The following is a 24621-nucleotide window of genomic DNA, read 5'->3' on the forward strand; positions in this document are numbered from 1 at the left end:
TTTCTTTATAAAAGGGCTTCACTGCCTGTTCTAAGGCCTCTCTGGTAAATCCTTTTCCATCATCACCGACCGCTACGGAAAAATACTCACCATATGCAAATAGCTGCACATCCAATTCTCTTTTCGCGTATCGTACACCATTAGAGATGAGATTTTCAAAAACCTGCAGTACTAATTCCCGGTCCACTGATATTTTAGAACATTTAAAATGCGTGGTAAATTTCAGCTGCATGCCTTTTTCCCTGCAAAGTATATCGGCACAGTCTCTGATCTGCTCTGCAAATTCCTCACAATTTATTACACTAGTCTTAATATCAACATCCTCCAGCTTTTGCAGTGCATGCATACTAGAAACATAATTCTCAAGCCTGGTCACATGTGCAGACATGGTCTGTACGGTTCCAATCAGCTTTTCCTTGGAAACTTTATCATCTGGCAGATATTTGGAAAGCATGTCCACATATCCACGCAATACCGTGAGCGGCGTCCGCAAATCATGGGAAAATGCTGCATTCAGACGCTTTCTCTCTTCCATCGCCCGCCACATCTCGCGGTTATTTTGGTCTAGGGAAGATCTCATTTGCTCAAAATTACGGCACAGCCTCCCCATTTCATTGTTGCAGTTATAATAAATGTGAAAATCCAGATCCTGCTGCCCGATCTTACTTGCCGCCTCCTCCAGCAGCGTAATTGGTGTCTTTAGTTTATTACGGTAAAACAGCAAACCGGCCATTATAACGATAACTAAAAAGCTCAGTATCAAAGAGATACCGCCTCCAATATTACAGATACGTATCATTCTGGCTTCCCGGGGAGTATACTCATAATATTTTCCTTCCTTTGTATGAACCCCATAGCTCGTGGAATATTCTAACTGTTCCTTATCCGGTATTTTCCGATAGATGATGTTTTTTTCCGTATTGGTAAATACCGCCTGAATTGATATGCTGCAAAACAATGCAATCAGGGTAAAAACAACCATATAAAGCATGAAGGATTGTTTCAGGGACAGGTCTCTCAAGGAAATGCTTTTTTTCTCTACCTGCTCCATTTATAACCAACCCCCCAGACCGTTTCAATGAAAGGTTTACAGCCTATGGCTGCCATCTTAGATCGTATCCGCCTCACATGTTCTGCCACTACACTGCTGTCTCCCTGCCCGTCAAATCCCCATATTTTCTCATAAATGCGCTCTTTATCAAATATTTGCCCGGAATTCTGGGATAAAAATTCGATAATCTCAAATTCTTTTTTTACAAATCCCATTGCCTCCCCTTTATAATAAGCACACTTTTCGGTATAATCGATTGTAAAATCCTGATCGAATTTAACTCTTGAAGAACATCCATGGCGCTGCTCCCTCCTCAGATGTGCCTCAACTCTGGCCCCCAGTTCATCAATGCTAAAAGGCTTTACTATATAATCATCGCCCCCGGCACGAAAGCCTTTGATTTTATCTCCATCTTCTATTTTCGCCGTCAGAAATAAAATGGGGCAGGATACAAAATCCCGGATACTTCTGCAGACGGTAAGTCCGTCCATATCCGGCATATTTACATCCAGCAAGATCAAATCCGGTCCCCTCTCTGCTTTTTGCAGCGCTTCCATTCCGCTGAACGCAGTCATTACCTGGTAACCGTTAAATTCAAAATAATCACCCAGCATATTCACAATATCTATTTCATCATCCACAATTAAGATTGTATGTTCCATATCTGCATTACCTCCTTATCAGGTATAGTGTAATGCATGTTTATCAAAATTTCATCAACTATTTGATCAAAACGGTCATTATCCAGACATGCCCAATATCTATATGCCAACAAAAACAGCTGGTACACAAAGTGATTCATGTACCAGCTATCGTTTAAATTTTATCTTAATCTTCTTTTTCATGTATATGCTAAGCGTATATTTTGGTTTATATGCTGAGCGTATATCTTTGTTTAAATGATATGCGCATATCTTTGTTTAAATGCTATACGTATAACTTTGTTTAAATTATATCCGCATATCTTCTTTTATATGCTGAGCGTATATCTTCGTTCAATTATTCCCTTAGCCGTAACTGTACCATCCTGGCTTACGGTAATCGTAGTGTAATGATCACTATTTTCATAATCTTTGCCATATCCATCATCATCGTAAAGCTCATAGACTGCCTTATCCTCTACATATCCAAGCAGCTCCAGACTGCCAAAATCAACTTCCGCAACGCTCTGTCCTCCTGATGACATTGGGATCACGTGGTTTGGACGGATAAAGATAACAGTCTCATCCAGATCTATGTCAACATAGTGGTGTCCCTGATCCAGATGCTCTACTGATCTCTCGGTAAGGCTCTTCATCTTCACCATTTTCATCTTCTCCGGCAGATATACATATCGTCCTTTTGCATTCTGTTCGTAAACCGGAGCAGTCATTAATCCGTCTCCAATTAAAAGCTGGTCTTCTACTCTAGCTGCAAAATCATCTTCCGGATAATCAAATGCCAACGGTCTGAAATACATTTCATCCTTTAACGCCGCTTTCATATACTCACTGTAAATGTATGGCAGCAGACCATAGCGGATGCCGATAATATTCTTGAATGCATCAATATTTTCAAACCGGTATACTTCCTGACGTCTTGTACCCATAGCAGAATGATTGCGGAACAATGGCGTAAAGATACCAAATTCCAGCCATCTCATCATTAAATCTTCTGTTGTATCAGCTCCAAATCCTCCGATATCTGCACCGGTATAAAGTATACCAACCATATTTAGAGACGGCATCATCCGGATATTCAATAACAGATGGGACCACCAGGAAAGGTTATCTCCAGTCCATATGCCGCCGTAGCGGTGCATTCCCACATAAGAAGATCTGGAAAACATCAGAATTCGCTTGTCCGGCTCCATTTCCTCAAATGCTTCTCCCGCTGCTCTGGTCATATTGTATCCAAACAGGTTATGCACTTTGTCATGACGGACTGCCTCTCCATGGAACTTGTGATAAAATCGTTTGTAATCATCCGGATTATTGGAAATGCCTCCTACCAGACTGTTAAACTTATAATACAGATCCAGATCTATATTCTTCCCTTTGAAATCTTCTAGCTGCTCAAAGACTTCATCCAGATGTTTTTCCGAATAGAATATAGCCGGTTCGTTCATATCATTCCAGAAACCTTCAATTCCCTGATCTAAGAGTACTTTGTATTTCTGTCCAAACCATTTTCTGGCATCCGGATTCAGCATATCCGGAAAATGCACTTTTCCGGGCCATACAGCAGCCACAAAATCGGTACCGTCTTCTTCTTTACAGAAATATCCCTTTTCTACGCCTTCTTCATAGACATCATAGCCTTCTTCAATTTTCACCCCTGCATCGATAATCGGCACAAGATGAATATTCTGCTCTTTCAGTTCTTCCACGAATTTAGGAAACTCTGGAAATGCCTTTTCATTAATTGTGAAATCCTTGTACCGTTCCATATAATCTATATCCATATAGACGCTGTCCAGAGGAATTCCGGCATCACGGTGCTCTTTTACAACCTCCCGGATTTCATCCTCATCCATATAACTCCACCGGCTCTGTCCATAGCCAAATGCCCATTTAGGAGCTATATAGCTCCTGCCAATCATGCGGCGGAATTGTTTCACAATATCCTTGATACTTTCCCCTTCAATTATATACAGATCCAGTCCATCTTCTGCCGGAATAATGCTCACATCATTACTGCTTGTATATCCCAGATCGAAAGTCAGCATGCCGGGATAATCAAAAAATAGTCCGAATCTCTCTTTTCCTTCTATAATGATAAAGTTATGTGCTGCGTACAGGGAATTCTTTTCTTCTCTGTGGTTTGGATCATCGCTGCAATTACTGATATAACGCCATCCTCTTTTATTAATTCCCCTTACATTTTCACCCAGTCCATAAATTCTTGTATTATCGTCCATCTTATAGGTAAAGGCTAACTGGTCAGCGCCAACGCCCATAAAGGGTACCTCACCGGTTTCCTTTTCAATTTTATGTACTACTGCATCTGTCTCCATCGGATTTCCGAAGGTGTATTTACGAATCATATGCTTCTCCTTTCAAACTTTCCTGCCCTATACATGCATTATTTATTTACTTTCATGCTGAAATCTTTTATGTTATTATAGTATGGAGGCTATATTAAAACAAACATAATACCACCATCTTCTAACACAATCCTGCTAAATTAAGAATATTTAAATAGGAACGGAGTTTATATGGACAATTACTTATATCTTCATGAATGCACCCGCCATGGAACCTATTTTATGCCCTTTGCCTTCTACCGATGCAGCATACCGGACACTTTCACCGTATTGGCAACACACTGGCATGAAGAAATGGAAATCGCAATGATCCGGGAAGGCACATGCTTCTATAATATTGATTTAAATACCTATGAAGTACATAAAGGCGACCTGATTCTGATACCACCACAGGTTCTACACGGTGTGTCACAGACAGAACGCGCGGATTCTATGGTTTCTGACAGCATCGTATTCAGTTTTTATATGCTGGGATGTCAGTATCCTGATTTTTGCACCACAAAATATCTGCAGCCCCTTGCCGGCCAGAAATGGACCCACCCCTTAATTATAAGCCCCCGGGACAGTAATTACCGGGAGTTGGCTGAATCCTTTTGGAAAATACAAAACTGCTATTTACAAAAAGAGCAGGCTTACGAACTGAATCTTAAGTCCCTGCTGTTTCACTTTTTTTATCTTCTCTTCCAGGATTCCGCCGTATCCTGCGATTTTACACCGGATAATACCGAAATTACTGAGAAAATAAAAATAGTACTCCTATATATGCAGGAGCACTATCAAAATCATATCTCGGTATCTGAGCTTGCTGGTTTATGCCATTTCAGTGATTACCATTTTATGCGTTTTTTTAAAAAGCACGTAAATATGACCTGTGTGGAATATTTAAATTATTATCGGCTTACCAGAACCCTGGGGCAGTTGGCTGGTTCAGAAATGCCGGTCACGGACATTGCTTTCGGAAATGGATTTAATAATATTTCTTATTTTAACCGGCAGTTTCGAAAGTATTTTGGAATGACTCCCAAAGAATACCGGGCTTTGCAAAAAAAATAGTGCAAGTATTCTTTGATTTCTCAAAAGAATTGCTTACACTTCCTCTCCTTTGCAGGAGTATCTATCTTTTATTTCAATCCGTGCACCGCACTTTGAATTCCTACCACGAACGTTACCTCTACAGTTAACTCAATTCAGGCTGCCTCACGGCACACAGAAGGTTCTACTTAGTGCTGCTCCATTCCTGACCTGACACGATTCATAGATTCCTGTTGCGCGAGACCCAAACGTCAACGCCACTTATAGAGGGCAGCTTCGCAATAAAAAACCCTCGGATTGGTATCACCCCTACTGTAGCGGATTGTAGGTACAGGGCACCGCTAACTCCCCGGCTGCACGGAAATTTTATGACAATTTAAATGCGTGTTACATACGCAGTATTTACTATAACTTGTTTTTGCCAATTTGTCAATTAGAACCGCACGCTTTATTGCGATATTTTTCAATTTAATTTTCTTTATTTTTCTTTTTCATTATTGCTTTTTTGTTTTTCAAGCTTTTTCTTTTCCCTTAATTCACGGAAAAAGCTGCTTAGCATCAGGCTGCACTCCTCATCCAGGATTCCCCTGGTAACTGCTGCCTGGTGATTAAATTCTTCCATTTCCAGCAGGTTTAATACAGAACCGGCACACCCTGCTTTTCCATTCATGCTTCCAATCACAACTTCGGATACTCTTGCCTGGATAATCGCCCCGGAACACATCTGACAGGGTTCCAGGGTAATATACATCGTACATCCTTCCAGCCTCCAGTCCCCCAGTTTTTTACTTGCTTTCCTGATCGCAATCAATTCTGCATGGGAAAGGGTATTCTTATCCGTATTTCTCCGGTTATAACCCCTTGCAATGATTCTGCCTTCATATACGATCACACATCCGATCGGCACCTCATCGATAGCATACGCCTTTTTCGCCTGACGGATAGCTTCCCGCATATACTTCTCATGTATCTTTGTATTTTCTTCCATTATCTTACTCTCTTCTTTAATATAATTATAATAATGCACACTTCATGTAGTGGTATTTCCTGGGTTCATTATAGCCTTTTAAGGATTAGAACGCAAGTAGCAGGTATTTCTAAATACCATTAGGTTGAACTTCCACCCCCTTTTCTTTCCGCGCACTACATCTATCTACAAAGCGTCCCTTTCTCAGCAAAACCCAAATTTATATGCATTTTATATGGAATCTGCTATAATAATACCAGTACAAATAACCTTAAAGCAAACCAAACGATTACGATAACACAAAAATAGGAGGCTCTACATGAAAATACATGGCTTTAACAAATTAACTCTTTTAGACTATCCCGGACATCTGGGCGCTACACTTTTTCTTGGTGGCTGTAATTTCCGCTGCCCTTTCTGCCAAAATGCAGGCCTCGTTCTTAATCCGGAGGCAGAGCCTTTTATCGAGGATACGGAAGTACTCGCCTACCTGAAGAAACGCCAGGGAATTCTGGAGGGCGTCTGCGTAACCGGCGGAGAACCTACACTTTTTAAAGATCTCCCCCTATTCATAGAAAATTTAAAAGCACTGGGATATCTCGTGAAATTAGATACCAACGGCAGCCATCCGGAGATGATACGCAGCCTGTTTGAATCCGGATTGATTGATTACGTGGCTATGGATATCAAATCTTCCCCTGAAAATTACGATAAGGTGATTGGATGCCGCAATTTTTCCATGGATGCGATTATGGAATCTGCGACTTATTTAATGAACTGCGGCGTGGATTATGAATTTCGCACCACGGTAGTTAAGGAACTGCATTCAGAAAGTGATTTCTACCGGATTGGGGAATGGCTTCACGGATGCCGACAATATTTTTTACAAGCCTACAAAGATTCTGAAAATGTAATACAGGCAGGATTTCACAGTTATAGCTATGAGGAGCTGGAAGTGTTTGTTCAGATTTTAAAAGAACAGGGCATTGATGCAGGTATCCGTGGCATTGATGTCTGACACCTTTTTATATGGGGCTATCGACAGTTAAAATAAAGACGTTTCCTTACCCACAAAAAAGAGGAAGTGCTTCTAAAAAAGCACCTCCTCATAAATACACCTTTATCGCACAGGTCTCAGCCAATATCCAAAGTTTTCCTGCTTGCCTGGCCTTGCTTCTTTAAAATTCATGAAGCCGAACATATTCGCCATAAACCGTTCCTGATTTTCATAAAGCCCCGGAACCCCCAGGACATATCCGCCTTCCCGAAGCCTTCCCAGCAGCAGATGCTGATAATTGTAATAGCTCTGCAAGAGGAAATTATTGCGGGCAAATCTCTGGTCATCCCTTCTAAGGAACATGATATCCTTTGGTGCGATCTGTATACACTCCACAATTTCATCATCGGTAAATGGTTCCATAGCAGGGTAATGACACTGGAAATGCTCCCATTTCCGATCCAGACCGCTGTTGCCACAATTCATATTACATCTTCCATTCGCCGGCTGACGCCCGCGTGTCTGTGTCATATGTACCTGGCTACCGGTATTTGGCTGTCCATTATTTCTGACATTGTTTCTGGCATAGGCTGTAGAATTATTCCGGGAACCTGCACCGGTTGCGGCTCCGCCTGTATGAGTGCTGCTATTGTTTTGACCATTATTGTCTTCTGCATCAACTGCTTTGAGTTCACTCACATTTTTTACCGAATCATCTGGCCCAACTGCTTCAACGGATTCACTAAAGACTTCCTCCGATGCAGACTGCAATGACTCACCATCAAAATCTCCGCCGCTTAATTTATCTTTCCCTGCATCTATGGATGCTTCATGAACTTCCTGTGCCTGTGCCGCTTCTATGGATGCTTCATGAACTTCCTGCGCAGCTCCTATGGATGCTTCACGAACTTCTGACTCCGCTCCTATCGATGCTTCACGAACTTCTGCCCCTGCTGCTATCGATGCTTCAGCCTGACGAGAATCTTCCGCATCTTTTACTTCCCTGGCATCGGCAGTTTCCTGCAGCTGTTCCTGCACCGGCTCCACTGCAGCGGGGACGGCCGCCTCAGAATTCTCTTCCATTTGAAAGCCTGCATCAGCACTTACTTCCTCATTTTCTTCCAAAACAGCACTATTTTCAGCCTTACCAGCCTGCTTTTCCATGCTGTCCTTAAACTCCAGAACCTTCTCGCCCCTGGCAGCTTTTCCCGCCTCCGGTGTTTGTTTATTTCCCTCTGATGCCTTTTGCTTCATATGAACATTTTTGGCAAATCTCTTTAATTCATCTACATCTACGGGCTCATTATCCCATGCCGTTGCAAAAACACTGCCATTTTCCCCTTCCAGAAACATACCTGCGATCTGGTCCAGGGTATAATCTGAATTTCCAAAATTACGATGGGGGGTATTTCCTTTGAATTCTGCTATATTTCCGTTCACCCTGCATATGCCCAGGGGGATTACCCCCACATGGTTCTGGGTTCTTACAAAACCATCCACCTGAAGACTCGTCTCTTCTTTTGGTACTGACTGCAAATGCAATTGTATACGACAGATACCGTTTCTGGACTCTACCTTCACAAATCCCGCATTTTCTCCTTTTATACCATTGACATACTCATATATATAAGCTACAAAACGTCGATACTCAGCCAATTACTTCTCCCCTAAAATTTTCTTTAGAGTAATATATGCCTGACTGTCATTTTTCATGCCACAGGAAATGCAAAAAATGGAGAATCTGTTAATTATACTGTAATTCTCTGGTTATCCCGGCCTTTAAAGAGATTGTCTTCCTGCTGTCACCATACTGGATCGAAATCCGCCTGTTGTTTTTTGATCTGAGATATACTTTACAGCTGCTTTGATCCCAGCTTATATCCACCGTAACACCGCCTCTGGCGCAAAGTCCTTTTACTTCTCCTTTATACCACTGCTCCGGCAGGCAGGGAAGAATCCGGATAACACCATTATGGCTCTGCATCAGCATCTCTGCGATACAGGAGGTCAGTCCCGTATTTCCATCCAGTTCATATACATTGTCAAAGGAACCCGCCCCTCTTGTAGGTGGGTGGATAATAAATCCGTTTGGCTCCAGCAGATTGGAAAGCATACTTTCTATATGACCATAGGCCTTCCTTGGATCCCGCAGCCTGGCCTCGTACAGCATCAGCATGGATCTTGCCCAACCGGTATCTTCCCAGTTTTCCTCCGGTGTAAGCTTTGCCGTAATAACGGCCTTCGCAGCTTTTGCCAGGTCTTCTTTTTCCGGTGTAATCTGGGCAAACGGAAACAGACCCAATAAATGGCTGGTATGCCTGTGCTGGAGGTCCGCCGCGGGGAAATCGTGGTTCCACTCTGCAATCTGCCCGTCCGCCTTAATCCGATAGGGAAGTAAACGACCTGTTTTTTCAGCTATTTCCTTTGTTCGTTTTTTCTTTCGTCCAAGTACGCGGCAAGCTTTTAGGTAAATGTCGAATAACTCCCGGATCATAATTATCTCATACGTGCATCCATTGCTTATCTGGTAAACCTTGCCGTCCACCAGAAAGCTATTCTCCGGGGAAATAGACGGGCCGCAGGTTAGGCATCCACTCTTTTCGTCTTCAAACAGATACTCACAGAAAAATGCTGCTGCTTCCTCAATCACCGGAAAAGCTTCCTTTTTCAGGAAGTCCTTATCCTGGCTGGTCAGAAAATGCTCCCACATCTGTGTAATTGTCCAAACACCGCCTGTTGGGCATGGAGAGAGCGGGGATGCCCAGTAAGGCGCAGCATATCCCCAGGAATTAGATACCAGCTCTCCTACCCAACCATTTAAGCCATAACTCTCTTTGGCTGCTATTCTTCCTGCAGGTATGAGATCCTCTCTGATCCAGCGAAACAGTGGAACTGCTGTTTCCGGCAGATTTGTTACTTCTGAGGGCCAGTAGTTCATCTGAGTATTGATATCCAGATGCATATCACAGGTCCATCCGATACGGCATGCCACATTATCATTCCATATCCCCTGTAAATGTGCAGGCAGCAGGGAGTCCTCTCTGGAACTGGAATAAAGCAGATACCTTCCCATCTGGAACATGCGGTTTACCAATGGCTGACCTTCGATTTCCAGACTAACTCTGGAATATAATTCTTCCATGTCTTTTTTATGAGATTCCAGAATTTCTTCAACCGCCAGTTCATCTACTTTGACAAAGGTACGGTTCATCTTCATTTGCAGCTGAAGAATTTGTCTTTCTTTCTCCAATGCTTCTTCTTTAAAATCCGTAATTGCGGTAATATAAACGGATGCCCTGGATGCCCTCTTTATTAAGACTCCATTTTCCTTCACTTCCGGAAAACCATCTGTATGAATGGATACTTTTCCGCATAATAATGTACCGGTTGTTCCGTCGCTATGCATCGTTTCAAGCGCCTCGCAAACAAAAAAGATTCCGCCTATATGATATTTTATATATTCCCCTTCCCGCATGGATTGAAAAGAAAATAAAAGATTCATATCATTTTTATCACTGACCGCTTCATATACTATGACATTATGTACATGAGATGCAAAAGCCTGCCGGGATACCTGCTCTCCATTTTGCGTATACTTTGAAGTCACAATACCGTTCTCCAAATCCAGGCTTCGCTCATAACCGGCGGCCTCTCCCATCTCATCCGCACGTTCAATCAATAACTGTCCTACCGGAAGATTTGTTCCATAATTTCCACGTTTTCCGTAAAACTCACGGGAAGTCTCTAAAGCCGCCGCATAATCTCCTGCCGCGGTCTGCTCACGCATCTTATAAAATGCCGCATTTGCTCCGGTCTGATTATCTTCCACGCATTTATTGCCACTGAAAAACGTATTTTCTGACAAATCCAGCCGGTCCGTTTTGATACCTCCGTATACCATGGCTCCCATGTGCCCATTTCCGATAGCAAATGCTTCTCCGAACCTGGAAGCTTCCTTATTCAATGTGATCTTCATAAATTGACTCCTTTATCCAGTGCATGTCCGAATCCATATTCTCCAAACAGGCTCTGATACTCTGCTTATTTTTTTTGTTTCTATCATAACGTAAATTTCATCTGATTTCCATAGTTTTATGGACAAATGGACATTTACAGCGAAAAGCTCTCACTTTACGGTGCAAATGTCCACGTATGATAATTTTTGTTTACAAACTACTCTTTTACTGCGCCGGATGTCATTCCGCCTACGATGTATTTCTGTCCAATCAGGTAAACAATTACAACCGGAAGGCAGGTCAATACAATATCTGCAAATATATAGTTCCAATAGTTCTTATTTTTTCCAAAGAACTGGTATACTGCAATGTTCATTGGGAACATGGAACTTTTGTTAGATAAATATAACGGTGTCAGGAAATCACTCCAAACTCCCATGAACTGCAGGATAAAACAGGTAACCAGCGTTGGTTTTAACATGGGTACAATAATTTTGAAAAACATGGAGATGGGTCCCGCTCCATCGATAACAGCTGCTTCATCCAATTCTACCGGAAGTGACAGCACGAAGTTTCGTATGGTGAAGATACAAAACGGTATCATCGCACTGGTAAATGCAATAATAATTCCAAATTTCGTATTTGCAAGTCCGGCAACAGTCAGCACTTTAACCAGAGTTACATAGTTCACCGGGAAGAATAATCCACATAATACGAAATAATACAGGAAGTTATTCACCTTTGTACGTTTTCTGCACATTACGAATGCCGCCATGGCACAGCTGATTACTCCAATGAGGGTTGCCACTACTGCATAGGTTACACTGTTGGCAAAACCCTGGACTAATTTACCTTTTTCAATTACTTCGGTATAATTGTTAAAAAACCATTTTGTAGGAAGGGCAAGACTCATTCTTGCTGCTTCATTCTTGCTTTTAAAAGAGTTGATGACTACCATATAAAAAGGAGCGACTACAATGATACTCATAATGATACAGACGATTTGTTTGGCAATATTGCGCACGTTCTTTTTCATTATTGCTGCACCTCCTGTTTACTCATGACTTTTACGACTACCACACCGATAATTGCGGTTATCACAAGAAGAATCGTATTAAGTGCCGTAGACATTCCATATTGTCCATTGGAATAGAGCTGATAGGAATATGTGGTAATAACTTCTGTTGCATGTCCCGGACCGCCGTTTGTCAGCACATAGACAATATCAAATACCTTCAGTCCGTATGTAAGGCCAAATACCAGATTAATCATAATTGCACCGCGCAGCATGGGCAGGGTAATGTTTTTCACTCTCTGCCAGAAATTCGCACCGTCAATCTGAGCCGCTTCATAGTAGGATTTTGGTATGGTATTAAGCCCTGCCAGGAAGATGGTCATTACATATCCGATACCTCTCCAGGCATCCACACCATAGATGGATTTCCACACAACACCCAGGTCAGAGAGCCATTTCTGCTTCAGGAACCCCAAATGTACCATGTCCAGGAAGCTGTTTAAAAGTCCTGTATTATAGTTTAAAATCGATTTAAATGTTAAGCCTATGATCAAGAATGGTAAAACGGATGGCAGGTATAAAAGTGTACGGTAAACATTTTTGCCTTTCAGACCTTCCTGCAGCATAATTGCTATTAAGAGTGCAGGAATCAGTTTTAAAACATTCGATATTATCGTAAATTTAAGAGTGTTGAAAATGCCGGATGCATAATCTTTGTTAGATGTAAAAATCTCAATATAATTTTGTAAACCAACAAACTTAGTATCTCCCAGACTCCTTGAATTCCAGTCGGTAAATGAATAAAATATACCGAGTATACTGGGAGTCAGGAAAAATAAAATATATAATGCCAATGGGACAAACAGGAACCATTGCGGATAGATTTTCTTTTTATTCATTTTACTTCACCACTTTCTTTTGATAGAGAGTGCCGGGAGGTTTCTTTCTGCTCCCGGCACCAAAAGTTCAGCCTATAATCAATTGTCCCTTATTTCCATGCAGGATCATTTGCAACTTTCGCTGCTTCTGCTCTGTTGTTATCCATATTTTTCAATACATCGTTTGCTTCCATCTGTCCGGTGCAGTATGCAACCATATCCTGTCCAAACTGCATCCAGTAATCATTTGTATACTTTGTACCGTTCTGAAGTACCGGTGTTTTCATCTGCTCATCCGTAAGAGTCTTCATAAATTCTTCTTCTTCCGGTAACCAGTGCTGCTGTAGCTTATCATCGTTTACATCCAGGTTTGTGTAAGAAGGTGAATTATCAAGTATTTCCTGTAAGCTTTCTGTTGTCGTTACAAAGCTAAAGAATTCTTTTACCAGCTCCGGATGAGTGGTTCCTTTATAACCGAACATGGTAGGGCCTGCAGGACTTGTAGGGAAGTAAGTGTTATCTCCCAATGGTTCTAGGAATAACCCAAATTCATCTGTGGTCTCTGTTTCATCCTGGATCTGTTTGATGAAAGAAGAATTGGCAATTGCCATAGCACAATTTCTGTCTGCGAACTCATTTACCATATTGGTACTGTCTGTTCCGATCCAGTCTTCCCCAAGATATCCTTTATCAGCAAGTTCTTTGTATTGCTCTAATACTTTTATCATCAACTGGTTATCTGCAAATGTTGCTTCGTTATTATTCAGCTTGTCATATAATCCAGGCTGATCTGCTTCGTATGCTCCGCCGATCTGGAAAAATGCCAGTGGATGCTGCCATCCGTCTGCTCCCGGCTCAAACCATGGTGTGATGCCTTCTGCTGAAAGCTTCTCACAGACTTTTAACATTTCATCATAGGTCTTCGGTGCTTCTAATCCTAATTCGCCAAATAACGTTTTATTATAAACCATTACATATTCCGGTGAGTTATGCCAGATCTGTAAGCCATACAGTTTGCCGTCGTATTCACATGCGGAAAGTCTGTTTTCCGGCATTACACTCTTCCAGGATGCATCTGAAAAGTCAATACAGTATTTTTCAGGATCTACAATCTGAGATGCAATCGCAAATGGATTTGACTGAATCCAGAATATATCTGCACAGGAATCTGTAGTTAATTTGGACTGTAGCAAATCGCCGTACTGGTCAGCCGGAATTGTCTGTAAATCAACCGTTACTCCATAAGTCTCTTCGAAACGGGCAATGGTTTCATCATAACGGTTATCCATCCAGCCTGCGGATACCAGAATACTGAGCTCTTCTCCTGCAAAGTCTGTATTCGCTGCTGTAGTTTCCCCTTCTGCCTTCGTTTCTGCTGCTTCCTCTGTATCTGCTGCACTTCCTGCTTCGCTTCCTTCTGTCTTAGCTGCTTGTGTTTCTTTTGTTGTACTGGTTGCTGCTGTGGTTTCTGTCTTGTCGCCTGATCCGCATCCGGCTGCCATTGTTATTACCATTGCTGCACAAAGTAAAGCGCTAATTACTTTTTTCTTCATGTTTTGTTACCTCCCTTTTTTTCATACCGATTGTTCCGCGTTTTGTTTATCTGATGAACTAATTGTACTTTTTTTCTGACGAAAAGTCCATGCACTATTCCCAACAGAATTTGGACTTTTTTCACACTTTGCCCACAAACAGTAAAATTCCTTCTTTCTTTTTGGTGATTTTTGTTATAATATAGAAAGACAAGTAAATGGGGGATTAAAAATATGAAGAAAAACCACCAAATAAAACTGCAGACAAAGTTCTTTTTAGCGTACCTTGGTCTTGCACTATTAGTTGTAATTGCCTTTTCCATCTTCTTTTACCGTTACACTTCTAACATTTTAATTGAAAGAGAAACGAAGGCTGCAGCCGATATGAATTTATCCTTTTTACAGCAGACAGAACAGATCCTGCAGGATATGGATTCTGTTTCCATTAATATTGGTTACAGTAACCTGGTAAAAGACCGTCTGGCAGAAGCCAACGACCTGCGGGTCTCTTCAGATGATTTCATGGCTCTGGCAGATCTGTTTGTAACCATTAACGGAGCAGACCTGAAAGTGGACCAGATTAACCTCTATGATTTTTCCGGCTCCGTTGTACAGGTTGGAATTAAAAATAATAGTAAAAAAATGGATATGGATACACTTCCCTGGCTGACGCAGACGAAGGAGTTAGGAGGAAAGAAGCTTCTAAGCCTTCCATATGCCACCACTGAGATTACCAGCAACTCCAATACCAGCCGCACACCAGTCTGGTATATGTCTTTATACCGTGTATTCCACAACCGATACAAGAAGCAGGTGGGTGCTATTGAAACTGTAAAAAAATGCAGTACTATTTTTAAATATATAACCTCCTACCAGCAGAAAAATGCAGATGCCCCCAGTGTTTACATCTATGATAAAAACGGAACCCTTGTATTCCCTTACAAATTGGAAGAATCCGAACAAAAATCCCTGCCGGATTATTTCAGTTCCATAGATTCCACGCTGGGACACGCTTCCTTTTTTAATGATGATTCCCGTACCACGGAAATACTGGTTTCCACTTCCTCCTCCTATACGGGCTGGACCTACGTAACCGTTCAGCCCCAGAATCACATTCTACAGCCTGTCAGAAACCTGATCCACGTTCTGGGACTTGGGGTTGCCGCTATGCTGGCATGCTCCGTATTTATCTCCTGGTACCTGTCAAGGAGCCTGACAAAGCCTATCAAGCAGCTTCGCAATATCATTAAAAAAACGGCATTGGATACCCTGGGCCAGCAAAAGCAAGAGCCCCTGGATGCTTCCTTTGATGAACTGGAAGAGTTAAACCAGGCATTTTTAAGCATGAGCAGTAACTTAAAGACCTCCATGGATGAATTGATTGATACCAGACAGCAGGAAATAAAATCCCGCAGCCTGGCGCTCCAGTCCCAGATTAACCCGCATTTTTACTATAATACCCTCTCAGGCATAATTGTACTGGCGGAAAACAACCAATCTGATGAGGTGGTAAAAATGTGCCGTAACCTCACTAAAATCATGCGTTATATTACAAAAGGGGATTCTTCTTCAGTCACCCTGGGAGAAGAAACCGAATATATACAGGAATACCTTTACTGTATGAAAGTCCGTTACCAGTCCAGCCTGAATTATGAGATTCACGTAGATGAATCGCTGCTTTCCCTTAAGATACCCAAACTGTCCATCCAGCCCTTAGTGGAAAATGCGTTGAAATATGGCACCAATTGTGAACCTCCCTGGAGTCTCACAATCCAAAGCAGGATTACAGAAGATAGCTGGCAGATTGATATCATCGATTCCGGTACCGGATTCACCGAAGAATCCATACAGCTGATTCATTCCAGGATTGAAGCTGCAGCCGCCAAGCCAGGTATGCCGGAAATAGAAATAAATGGTATGGGGATGTTAAATGTCTATTTACGATGGAAACTTTTCTGCGGAGATGATATAATCTTTGAATATGGTAATACAAAGGACGGACATGGGATTGTATCCATTGGAAGAAAAACGAGCCGGGAGCACGTTTAAATTTTTATTCCAGTGATACAAATCCGAACCTGTTTATCACACATTGCGGAGGATAATAAGTTTAAAAGTTCCTTTCAAACTACTTATGAATGCAATATCGCAGGCGGAACCTGCGATATGCGGGAGGTATAATCATGGCAATTTCCAACTATACAGTCGTCGTTGCGGAAGACGAAGAATTGTTATTAGAGAATTTGATTCGTAAGATCGAGAATACCGGTTTGGGTTTTAAAGTAACCGGGAAAGCACAGACAGGAACACAGGCTTATGAGCTTATAAAAGAACTGGAACCGGATCTGGTAATTACAGATATTAAAATGCCGCTGATGAACGGAATACAGCTTCTTGAAAAAGTACATGCACGCCTGCCTTTAACCAGATTCATTATTACCAGCGGATTTTCTGACTTTGAATACGCCAAGCGTGCAATACAGCTTCAGGTATCAGAATATCTGCTAAAACCAATAGATCCGGAGGAATTATATGCCGCTCTCCAGGGCATACGAAATGATTTTGAAATACAGCGCAATGAATATGCCGATATCTTTAATCCGGAAATGACCCGGAACACACCGGAGCAGATCGCAAAGGTCCTCAAAGAATATATAATTCATAACTATAATGTAGATATCAATCTAAACATCATTGCCAGCAATATGAACTACAGTTCCAGTTATCTGACGAAAATCTTCTGCCAGAAATATGATATGACTCCCTCTAAGTACATAACCTCTCTGCGTATTACGCAGGCAAAGCAATATCTTCTGCACAAACCTGAGCTGTCCATCAGGCAGATTGGGGAAATAGTAGGGTATCACGACCAGGCATATTTCAGCAGGATTTTTAAGAAACAGACCGGGATGAGTCCGTTTGATTATCGGGAGAAGCCGGTGGAGTAATTTTTTTAGTAGAATAACCGGGAATCGATAGAGCGACATGTCTTCCACCTACTTTAAGAATAAAGGTGGTGATTTTTTGAGTACATATGAAGAGTTCATGATCATTATATCAATGGTTAACTTAGTCATATCAATACTTAATTTTCAAGAAAGACGTAAAAAATAGTCGCTCTCACCTTGACCAGTGAACGACTATTTTTAGTAACTAATTGGCAACCGGGGTGGCTAGGATATGTCTAGCTCCACCCTAACGCCTGCATACGGACCACCTAAGCCTCTAAAGCAGCCTCCCACCCTTCCCGGACTGCCTCTAACGCCTGTCTTGCTCCTTTTGCATCACCGATGCAGATTACCTTTTCAAAGGAATCCTTTACTTCTTCATACAGTTTATTCTCAGCCCTGGAGCCACAGGCATATACGATGTGGGTAAATTCGGTCATCGTTTCTATGCCTGTCGGCGATTCCACTTCTGCCTCGTTTCCATTTACCGATAATAATTTAGTACCTGTCATCATCCGTATCCCCAGATGGTGAAGGCGGTTCATGGTGGGAAGTTGATTATTTGGTACTATTCCGGCTCCAATTGTATCTGCCATTTCAATCATGGTGACATTTAGTGCGCCTCTCTTTTGATGCATCAGGTGTTCGCACACTTCACAGCCTACCATACCGCCGCCTACTACCAGCACATTGCCTCCAATAACCGGAACTTCATTATTCAGCACTTTTTGTGCCGTGATTGCAGAATCTTTTTCAATCCCGGAAATTGGAGGGATAATTTCCTTTGCTCCGGTTGCTATTATTACAATATCAGGTTTGTATTCCTCTAATGTTTCTTTCGTTACATGGACTCCGCATTTAACCGGAATCCCAAGCCGGGCTATTTCATTTTGAAGATATACAATCCATCTGCTGAGTTCCTGTTTGTGGGGAGGGATACAGGCTGCATTCATCTGTCCGCCCAGCCTGTCGCTTTCTTCAAACAAGGTTACCTGATGTCCGCATAATGCAAATGCCCTGGCACTAGCCATACCTCCGATACCGCCTCCAACAACCGCCACTTTTTTTGATTCTTTTGCGGGTAGCAGCTCCATCTCGGCTTCCCTGCCCAATGCCGGATTAATGACGCAGGATGCCGGACGTCTCTTCGTCTGCTCGCCAATGCATCCAATTCCGCAGGATGCACAAGGTGCAATTTCATCCATCCTACCTGCCTGTGCCTTATTTACAAATTCCGGATCCGAAAGCAGTGCCCTTCCGATAACAACGCCGTCCACCAGTTCACTGTCCGTAAGATACATTGCATAAGCCGGATCATTAATCTTTCCCACAACAATTACTGGTACCGTTGCTATTTTTTTAAGCTCCTGCGCCTCAGGTACATTGACCCCCATCCTTTCTCCATGGCATGGAATAATTTTATTGCAGCGTTCATACTGGGTTCCCCCGCTCACCTCAAATGCATCGATTCCGTGAGCAATTAATTTGGGAACCAGATACTTCATGTCCTCTATAGTATTTCCCTGTTCATCTCGCTCACTGCCGCTGATTCTAAGAACAATCGGAAAATCCGGTCCGCACTTTGCTTTGATTGCGTCGATTACTTCCAACAGCAGTCTTGCTCTGTTGTCCAGTGAGCCGCCATAGGCGTCTGTACGCTTATTTCTCATGGGTGAAAGGAATGATCCAAGGAGCATATATGCATGGGCACAGTGCAGCTCAATACCATCGAATCCCGCCTGCTTTGCCTGATAGGAGGTCTGTGCATATTGTGCAATTATTTCGGGAATTTCTTCTATTGCAAGTGCCCTTGTCTTCTGCCCCATCGAGTTGATATACACACTGCTTGCCTTAGGCGGCGCACCAAAAAATGCGCTTACACTTTCCGGTCCCGGATGTGTGATCTGCGGAATAATCTTTGTTCCATAGGCATGAATTTTATCTGTAAACTCCTTATAAGATGCAATACTTTCCTCATTTCGAAAGCACAGCGTATTCCCCAGATACGGAACGCCCGTGTCCACAGACAAAGCATCCAGGATAATACATCCGGTACCTCCTTTTGCCCTGGCCAGCCAGTAATCCTGCATTCTCTCATTTACAGTTCCATCCTGGCTTTCATATCCCAGAGACATAGGTGCCATAAATGTTCTGTTCTTCATCTTCATGGATCCAATTTGTAATTCTTCAAATAATTTTGATTTCATCCTAAAAATGCCCCTTTCCATTACATATCTGCCACATGATTATACATTTGCGTTAATTCAAAGATTTCGGGCTGTTTCGTACCCTTCCGCAATTGCATCCAGTGCACGCCTTGCCCTTTTTGCATCCCCAATTACATAATACGGTATCTCTAATTCATCACAGACTGCTGTAAGTGCCGTACTGTCATTCGCCCTGGAGCCTGCTGCAACTACAACACTGTCACAGGTTACTATCGATTCCCTGTCCTTCTGATACGTTACCACACCCTGAGCACAGACCTCTTTACACACTGCTTTTGTTATAATCTCAACACCCAGACTTTGCATTTTCTGCATTACCGCAATTTTTCTCAGGCTGCCCAAATCCTCACCGGCTGTTTCTTTCATTTCCACTACCTTAACCTTGTGTCCTGCCGAAGCTAATGCATCTGCCGTTTCCAGTCCCACCAGCCCTCCGCCAATCACACAGATATCACCTTTTGGATCTGCCCTGCCATCCAGGACCTCATGTGCTTCATAGACAGGCAGACTCTCTATGCCTTCCAGGTTCAGAACAATCGGTGATGACCCAATTGCCAGAATTACAGCATCCGGTAATTCCTCCCGAATAAGAGCAGGCGTTACTTCGGCATCGTAATGTACCGGGATACCGGCCCTTTCTACCTGTTCTGCAAAAGATATTGCTGCATTTTTCATTTCTGCCTTACCGGGTGCTTCTCCTGCTGTAATAAACTGACCGCCTAAATGATCACCGGATTCAAAAATTACAGGTAAATGTCCCCGTTCTTTTAGTACCACTGCAGCTTCCATTCCTCCCATACCTCCGCCGGCTATCAAAACTTTCCTGGGGCTTGCCGCTTTTTCTAACCGGTGCTCCTTCTCGTGTCCCAATGCCGGATTTCTCATGCAGGTAATGAACGGACGGTTTACAATATCACAGAATCCATCATAGCATCCCTGGTCACAGCCAACACAATGAATAATGTCCCTGACTCTTCCTTCCTTTGCCTTATTTGCAAATTCGGGATCTGCCAGCTGCGCCCTCCCCATAACAATCATATCTGCTTTCTCCTGCTCCAGGATATCTTCAGCCAGCTGGGCAGTGTTTATTCTTCCTACCGCAATTGTGACCATACCGGTTTCACGCCGTATACGATTGGCATTTTCCACATTAAATCCATTTGGCACATCAATGGGCGGTACCTCATACAGAGACGCTGCCGTTATGATATTTCCTCTGGAAACATCCAGGACGTCTACCCCCGCATCCTGAGCCAGCCTGCTAAACCGAATTACTTCTTCGATTGTCAGACCCTGGGGAAGAAAATCGTCGTGGGCATCAATCCTCATGAACAGCGGCATATCCTCCGGTATGTTTTCCCGGATTGCCCGGATACATTCCAGCGGGAACCGGGCACGGTTTTCAAAACTTCCCCCATATTCATCCGTCCTGTGGTTCAGTCCTCCGCTTAAGAAGGAATGAGGGAGATAATTATGGGCACAATGAAACTCAATGCAGTCGTAACCTGCTGTTACACATCTGCCGGCTGCTTTTCCATAACATCCTATTATTTCCGCAATCTCTTCTATTTCAATTGCCGGAAGTGTATAGTTTCCAAAATTCATGTCATTCACCACCAGCATTTTTGCCTTCGGATCCATTACCGTAGCAATTGACCCCTGCCACAACTGGATCCCTGCCTTCCCTCCTGCTCTGTGAATGGCATCTGTCAGCCTCTGATGACCCTCAATATAAGAATCTTCGCTGATCGAAACAAAATGAGCTGGTGCACTCGGCGTATGCACTGCAGCCACCTCTACAATATTAAGCCCGCAGCCGCCTTTTGCCCTTGCCTCATGATAATCGATCAGTCTCTGGGTAACCTCGCTTTTCTCGCTTGCCATTCTTGTGCCCATTGCCGGCATAACAATACGATTTTGCAGTTCCATGCCCCTGATTTTAATTGGGCTGAATAATTTTTTAAACATAAAAAACCGCCTCCTGTCCGAAAGTAGCAGATATAGATTGCTCTTTTCTTACATTATAGCGATTTTATATAGATTAATATATTCAAAAACATTAGTTTTCTTCTCATTTATTCCCCTTGGAATAACTTGCGGAATTGGGAAGCAGACTGATTCATCCACTCCTGAAATGTTCTTTGAAACGTAGACAGGGATTCAAATCCACAGCGCACAGAAATTTCCAATACACTTAACTTTGTGCTCCTCAGAAATGCCGCTGCATAGCAAACCCTGATTTCATTTAACAGACTCCGGAAATCCGTTCCAAATACATTTTTAAATATCTGTTTCACCGTATACGGTTTCAGGTAAAATTCCTCACTCATCTTTTCGATATTTATTTCCTTCATGAAATTAAGATGAAGATACTGCAGGAACTGCATGCCGATACCATCACCTTCCATTTCCATTTTTCCATTTCCGATGAATTCTCTCTGATATTCCCGTGGTGTCATATTACAATGTTGTTCAAATACCCTGTAAAATGCGGGTACCGATGGAAATCCCAGTAATCCGCTTACGTATTCCATTGTCAGTTCCGTAAAATGCAGCAATGCGCAGGCGTTGATAATCCTTCCATATTGCTGTAGCTGAAAATAAGTATAACCACATGCATTTTTGATTCTCTGATTCAGCACTTTGGGCGAACAGTACATTTCCTGTGCCATATCATTTAAACTCAGATGTTCTCCGCCTGCCAGAGACACTTTTTGTATTACATTCCAGACTTCATGGTTTTCCTTTTTATTTTTTCCAATATTTTCATAGGCATAGCGGCAAAAATAATTATGAAGCTCCAATGTTTTATACAGTATCATATTCTTACTGCCAAATCGTTGCTCCTTCTTTTCCTGCAGAAGGTCAAGCACCAGTGCCTCTACCCTGGATTTCTGCCCGCCCTGTAATTCTGCCATCGGGCAGGTATCATAAACCAGCTTGGCATTGGCATTCCTGGGATGTTTTTCCCAGCACATATACATAAATAATCCAATATAAAATTTGACAACTACCGCTTCTATTTCTCTTTTAATCGTATGTATCTCATAGAAATGATGGGAATAGAGACAAAAGAAAGATCCTTCTTTCGCCGGATAATCACATCCATTTACCCGGATGATCCCATCCCCGGACAGCACATATATGATCTCAACCTGTTCATGCATATGCTGCTCCAATGGCACTGCGATTTTTTTCTTCTCAATCTGAATCTCTTTTTCCTTATAATTATCATAATAATTAATACCGGTATACCAGTCATTCTGCCGTTTCATGAATTCTCTTCCTTTACAACAGCCAGTGGCTTTTCCTGTATTGTATTATGATGGATCCTCAAAGTCAACCGGATTCATCTTACTTCATCCGCCCACAGCCATACTGCAGGACCGGTACAGCATTTTGTACTCATCTTCTCCCACTACAGGATCCTGCTTTTTCTCTTCTACGACAAATCCCTCGTCTTTATAGAATTCAATAGCCCGTTCGTTTTTGCGATAAACATGCAGGGTCAGTACCGGATATTTGTTTTTCGCTACCGTAAGAAGGCTATGTCCGATTCCCTTTGACTGCACCCTTGCATCTACAAATAATCCTGCAATATATCCGTTCACAATCCCGATAAATCCAAGGACGTTCCCATTTATTTCGTATACGTAAATCTCCGCTCCGGGCAGGCTCTCCAGAACCATATCAAAATGATCTTCCCAATAATCCCTGGAAATAAATTTATGTGCCGTCAGATTGGTATCCAGCCAGATCTGCATTACCCGTTCCAAATCGTTTTCTACAAATTCTCTGATCATATCTAACCTCCATATTCCCTGAACGTGTTTAAAATCGTTGTCTGCAAGAAGAACCGGACGGATGCATCACGTACGGCGCTCATATGCTTATCCGATTCTCAGACTTCCATCATCCGCCTCATCCATTTCCACCAGTTCGCAGCGGATATTATCCATGTTTAGATTATATTCGGCTGTAATCCGGTCTATGTACTTTTGTATTCTTCTTTCGTCCCCTTGAAATTCCGCTTCTAAAACTCCGGTACTCATGTTGATAATCCATCCTGACAGCCCCATTTTACCTGCCATAAAAAATAATCTCGGTTTTAACCTCTTTTCACTGCCTGTACCTAAAATAATAAGTCTCTTTCTTACCTTCATAGGTATCCCCCCCTACTTCTTCTCAAGATATTCTTCTAATGTCAAATTGTGATCCATAATATATTGTGCTGCTTCGACTCCCACGTACCTGAAATGCCAGGATTCATAATCTATATCTGTGATATCTTCTTTCCCCTTGGGATATCTGAGAATAAATCCATACCTGGCACAATTTTCCTGCAGCCATTTATTTTCCGGTGTTTCCTCCTGCGTGTCATCCAGTTTCTGGTTGCTTAAAGCTGCAATATCTACTGCCAGTCCGGATTCATGTTCACTATAGCCCGGCGGCATGACAACTCTTGTTTTTTCCTCATATGCCTCTTCGTATGTCAGCCCCTGCTGCATCAGAGCACTGATATCATGATCCAGAATTTTCTGCTGACTTTCTACACTGCGGTAGCCGGAAGCCACACAGAATTCCAACCCTTCTTCACTTCCATCTGTAAGCATTTCCTTCAATTGCTCATAAATGGAAGAAGCCACGCTGGTCAGTCCATTTTGCAGGGTCTTTAACTCCACCTGGTAATCATCCGGCAGCGGATGGTCCTTGTTAACCAGAATTAACAGATTCGATTCCGAATCCGTTGTATTCTGCCGGTTAACTGTTAATTCGTTTCCGCCGGTATTGATTTTATCATTTTGGACAACTTTTGCTGCCGGTTTATTTTCCATTGACTTAAATGCATTTGCCGCCAGCATAAGTATGCCTACCATACTAAAGCATAAAACCCCTCCCACCAAAAAACGCAGGCAATGAGCCCTTAACCTTCGTATTCTCTTTTTTCGTCTTTTGTTCACAATTGTCCCTCCTTATAACAGATATCCCCTT

General features: G+C 42.5%; 19 protein-coding genes and 1 other RNA gene. 4 read left to right on the plus strand and 16 right to left on the minus strand.

Annotation, left to right across the window (positions count from 1 at the left end; all coding sequences use genetic code 11):
• The 3 genes from RHS_RS25820 to RHS_RS25830 all read right to left on the minus strand — a co-directional run.
• Window positions 1–1051 (minus strand): sensor histidine kinase (locus RHS_RS25820; protein ID WP_395023545.1); only part of this gene is annotated, 1051 nt, incomplete at its 3' end.
• A complete protein-coding gene (locus RHS_RS25825; protein WP_027295780.1) occupies window positions 1039–1713 on the minus strand; it encodes a response regulator transcription factor in 675 nt (224 codons plus the stop codon). The genes RHS_RS25820 and RHS_RS25825, both read right to left, overlap by 13 nt.
• A 308-nt stretch (window positions 1714–2021) precedes the next feature.
• Complete coding sequence (locus tag RHS_RS25830; RefSeq protein ID WP_047834795.1) at window positions 2022–4076, minus strand: TIM-barrel domain-containing protein; 2055 nt, start codon at window positions 4074–4076, stop codon at window positions 2022–2024.
• A 171-nt stretch (window positions 4077–4247) separates the two neighbouring features.
• Here RHS_RS25830 and RHS_RS25835 point away from each other — a divergent pair, with 171 nt between their 5' ends.
• Window positions 4248–5129 carry an AraC family transcriptional regulator gene (locus tag RHS_RS25835; protein WP_052377950.1) on the plus strand — a complete coding sequence of 294 codons (882 nt, stop codon included), beginning with the start codon at window positions 4248–4250 and terminating at the stop codon, window positions 5127–5129.
• Window positions 5130–5207: 78 nt separating this feature from the next.
• Here the strand turns inward: RHS_RS25835 and ffs are convergent.
• Window positions 5208–5469: signal recognition particle sRNA large type (ffs, locus tag RHS_RS32020), an RNA gene on the minus strand.
• A gap of 117 nt (window positions 5470–5586) precedes the next feature.
• Window positions 5587–6096: a tRNA adenosine(34) deaminase TadA gene (tadA, locus tag RHS_RS25840; RefSeq protein ID WP_027295777.1), complete on the minus strand. Its 510-nt coding sequence runs from the start codon at window positions 6094–6096 to the stop codon at window positions 5587–5589.
• Between the two features lie 298 nt (window positions 6097–6394).
• Between tadA and RHS_RS25845 the strand changes: the two genes are divergently transcribed.
• A complete protein-coding gene (locus RHS_RS25845) occupies window positions 6395–7093 on the plus strand; it encodes an anaerobic ribonucleoside-triphosphate reductase activating protein (RefSeq protein WP_027295776.1) in 699 nt (232 codons plus the stop codon).
• A gap of 102 nt (window positions 7094–7195) precedes the next feature.
• On the opposite strand, the gene RHS_RS25850 is transcribed toward RHS_RS25845, so the two are convergent.
• The 5 genes from RHS_RS25850 to RHS_RS25870 form a co-directional block, all read right to left on the minus strand.
• The gene (locus RHS_RS25850; protein WP_047834796.1) at window positions 7196–8728 is read right to left on the minus strand and encodes a DUF6128 domain-containing protein; all 1533 of its coding nucleotides are present in this window, start codon (window positions 8726–8728) and stop codon (window positions 7196–7198) included.
• A gap of 88 nt (window positions 8729–8816) precedes the next feature.
• Window positions 8817–11048, minus strand: a complete 2232-nt coding sequence (locus RHS_RS25855; RefSeq protein ID WP_047834797.1) for a glycoside hydrolase N-terminal domain-containing protein — start codon at window positions 11046–11048, stop codon at window positions 8817–8819.
• Window positions 11049–11245: 197 nt separating this feature from the next.
• Window positions 11246–12064: a carbohydrate ABC transporter permease gene (locus tag RHS_RS25860; protein ID WP_044289622.1), complete on the minus strand. Its 819-nt coding sequence runs from the start codon at window positions 12062–12064 to the stop codon at window positions 11246–11248.
• Entirely contained in the window at window positions 12064–12942 is an 879-nt protein-coding gene (locus RHS_RS25865; RefSeq protein ID WP_027295772.1) for a carbohydrate ABC transporter permease, read from the minus strand. The genes RHS_RS25860 and RHS_RS25865 overlap by 1 nt, the downstream gene beginning before the upstream one ends.
• A gap of 89 nt (window positions 12943–13031) precedes the next feature.
• Window positions 13032–14474, minus strand: coding sequence for an ABC transporter substrate-binding protein (locus RHS_RS25870; RefSeq protein WP_027295771.1), 1443 nt, complete (start codon window positions 14472–14474; stop codon window positions 13032–13034).
• Between the two features lie 213 nt (window positions 14475–14687).
• Here RHS_RS25870 and RHS_RS25875 point away from each other — a divergent pair, with 213 nt between their 5' ends.
• Window positions 14688–16502, plus strand: coding sequence for a sensor histidine kinase (locus RHS_RS25875; RefSeq protein ID WP_047834798.1), 1815 nt, complete (start codon window positions 14688–14690; stop codon window positions 16500–16502).
• Between the two features lie 134 nt (window positions 16503–16636).
• Window positions 16637–17401 carry a response regulator gene (locus RHS_RS25880; RefSeq protein WP_027295769.1) on the plus strand — a complete coding sequence of 255 codons (765 nt, stop codon included), beginning with the start codon at window positions 16637–16639 and terminating at the stop codon, window positions 17399–17401.
• Between the two features lie 269 nt (window positions 17402–17670).
• Here RHS_RS25880 and RHS_RS25885 read toward each other — a convergent pair whose 3' ends face one another.
• The 6 genes from RHS_RS25885 to RHS_RS25910 form a co-directional block, all read right to left on the minus strand.
• Complete coding sequence (locus RHS_RS25885) at window positions 17671–19608, minus strand: FAD-dependent oxidoreductase (protein ID WP_047834799.1); 1938 nt, start codon at window positions 19606–19608, stop codon at window positions 17671–17673.
• Between the two features lie 57 nt (window positions 19609–19665).
• Window positions 19666–21597 carry an FAD-dependent oxidoreductase gene (locus RHS_RS25890; protein ID WP_047834800.1) on the minus strand — a complete coding sequence of 644 codons (1932 nt, stop codon included), beginning with the start codon at window positions 21595–21597 and terminating at the stop codon, window positions 19666–19668.
• A gap of 107 nt (window positions 21598–21704) precedes the next feature.
• Window positions 21705–22904 (minus strand): AraC family transcriptional regulator, encoded by a 1200-nt coding sequence (locus RHS_RS25895; RefSeq protein ID WP_027295766.1) that lies wholly within the window; start codon window positions 22902–22904, stop codon window positions 21705–21707.
• Window positions 22905–22988: 84 nt separating this feature from the next.
• On the minus strand, window positions 22989–23432 hold the full coding sequence (locus RHS_RS25900; protein WP_027295765.1) for a GNAT family N-acetyltransferase: 444 nt from the start codon (window positions 23430–23432) through the stop codon (window positions 22989–22991).
• 87 nt (window positions 23433–23519) lie between these two features.
• On the minus strand, window positions 23520–23792 hold the full coding sequence (locus RHS_RS25905; protein ID WP_027295764.1) for an acylphosphatase: 273 nt from the start codon (window positions 23790–23792) through the stop codon (window positions 23520–23522).
• A 12-nt stretch (window positions 23793–23804) separates the two neighbouring features.
• Window positions 23805–24590, minus strand: coding sequence for a M15 family metallopeptidase (locus RHS_RS25910; RefSeq protein ID WP_395023546.1), 786 nt, complete (start codon window positions 24588–24590; stop codon window positions 23805–23807).
• Window positions 24591–24621 lie beyond the last annotated feature (31 nt).

The sequence above is a fragment of the Robinsoniella sp. RHS genome (genome assembly GCF_001029355.1).
GTDB classification, from domain to species: Bacteria; Bacillota; Clostridia; order Lachnospirales; family Lachnospiraceae; genus Robinsoniella; species Robinsoniella peoriensis.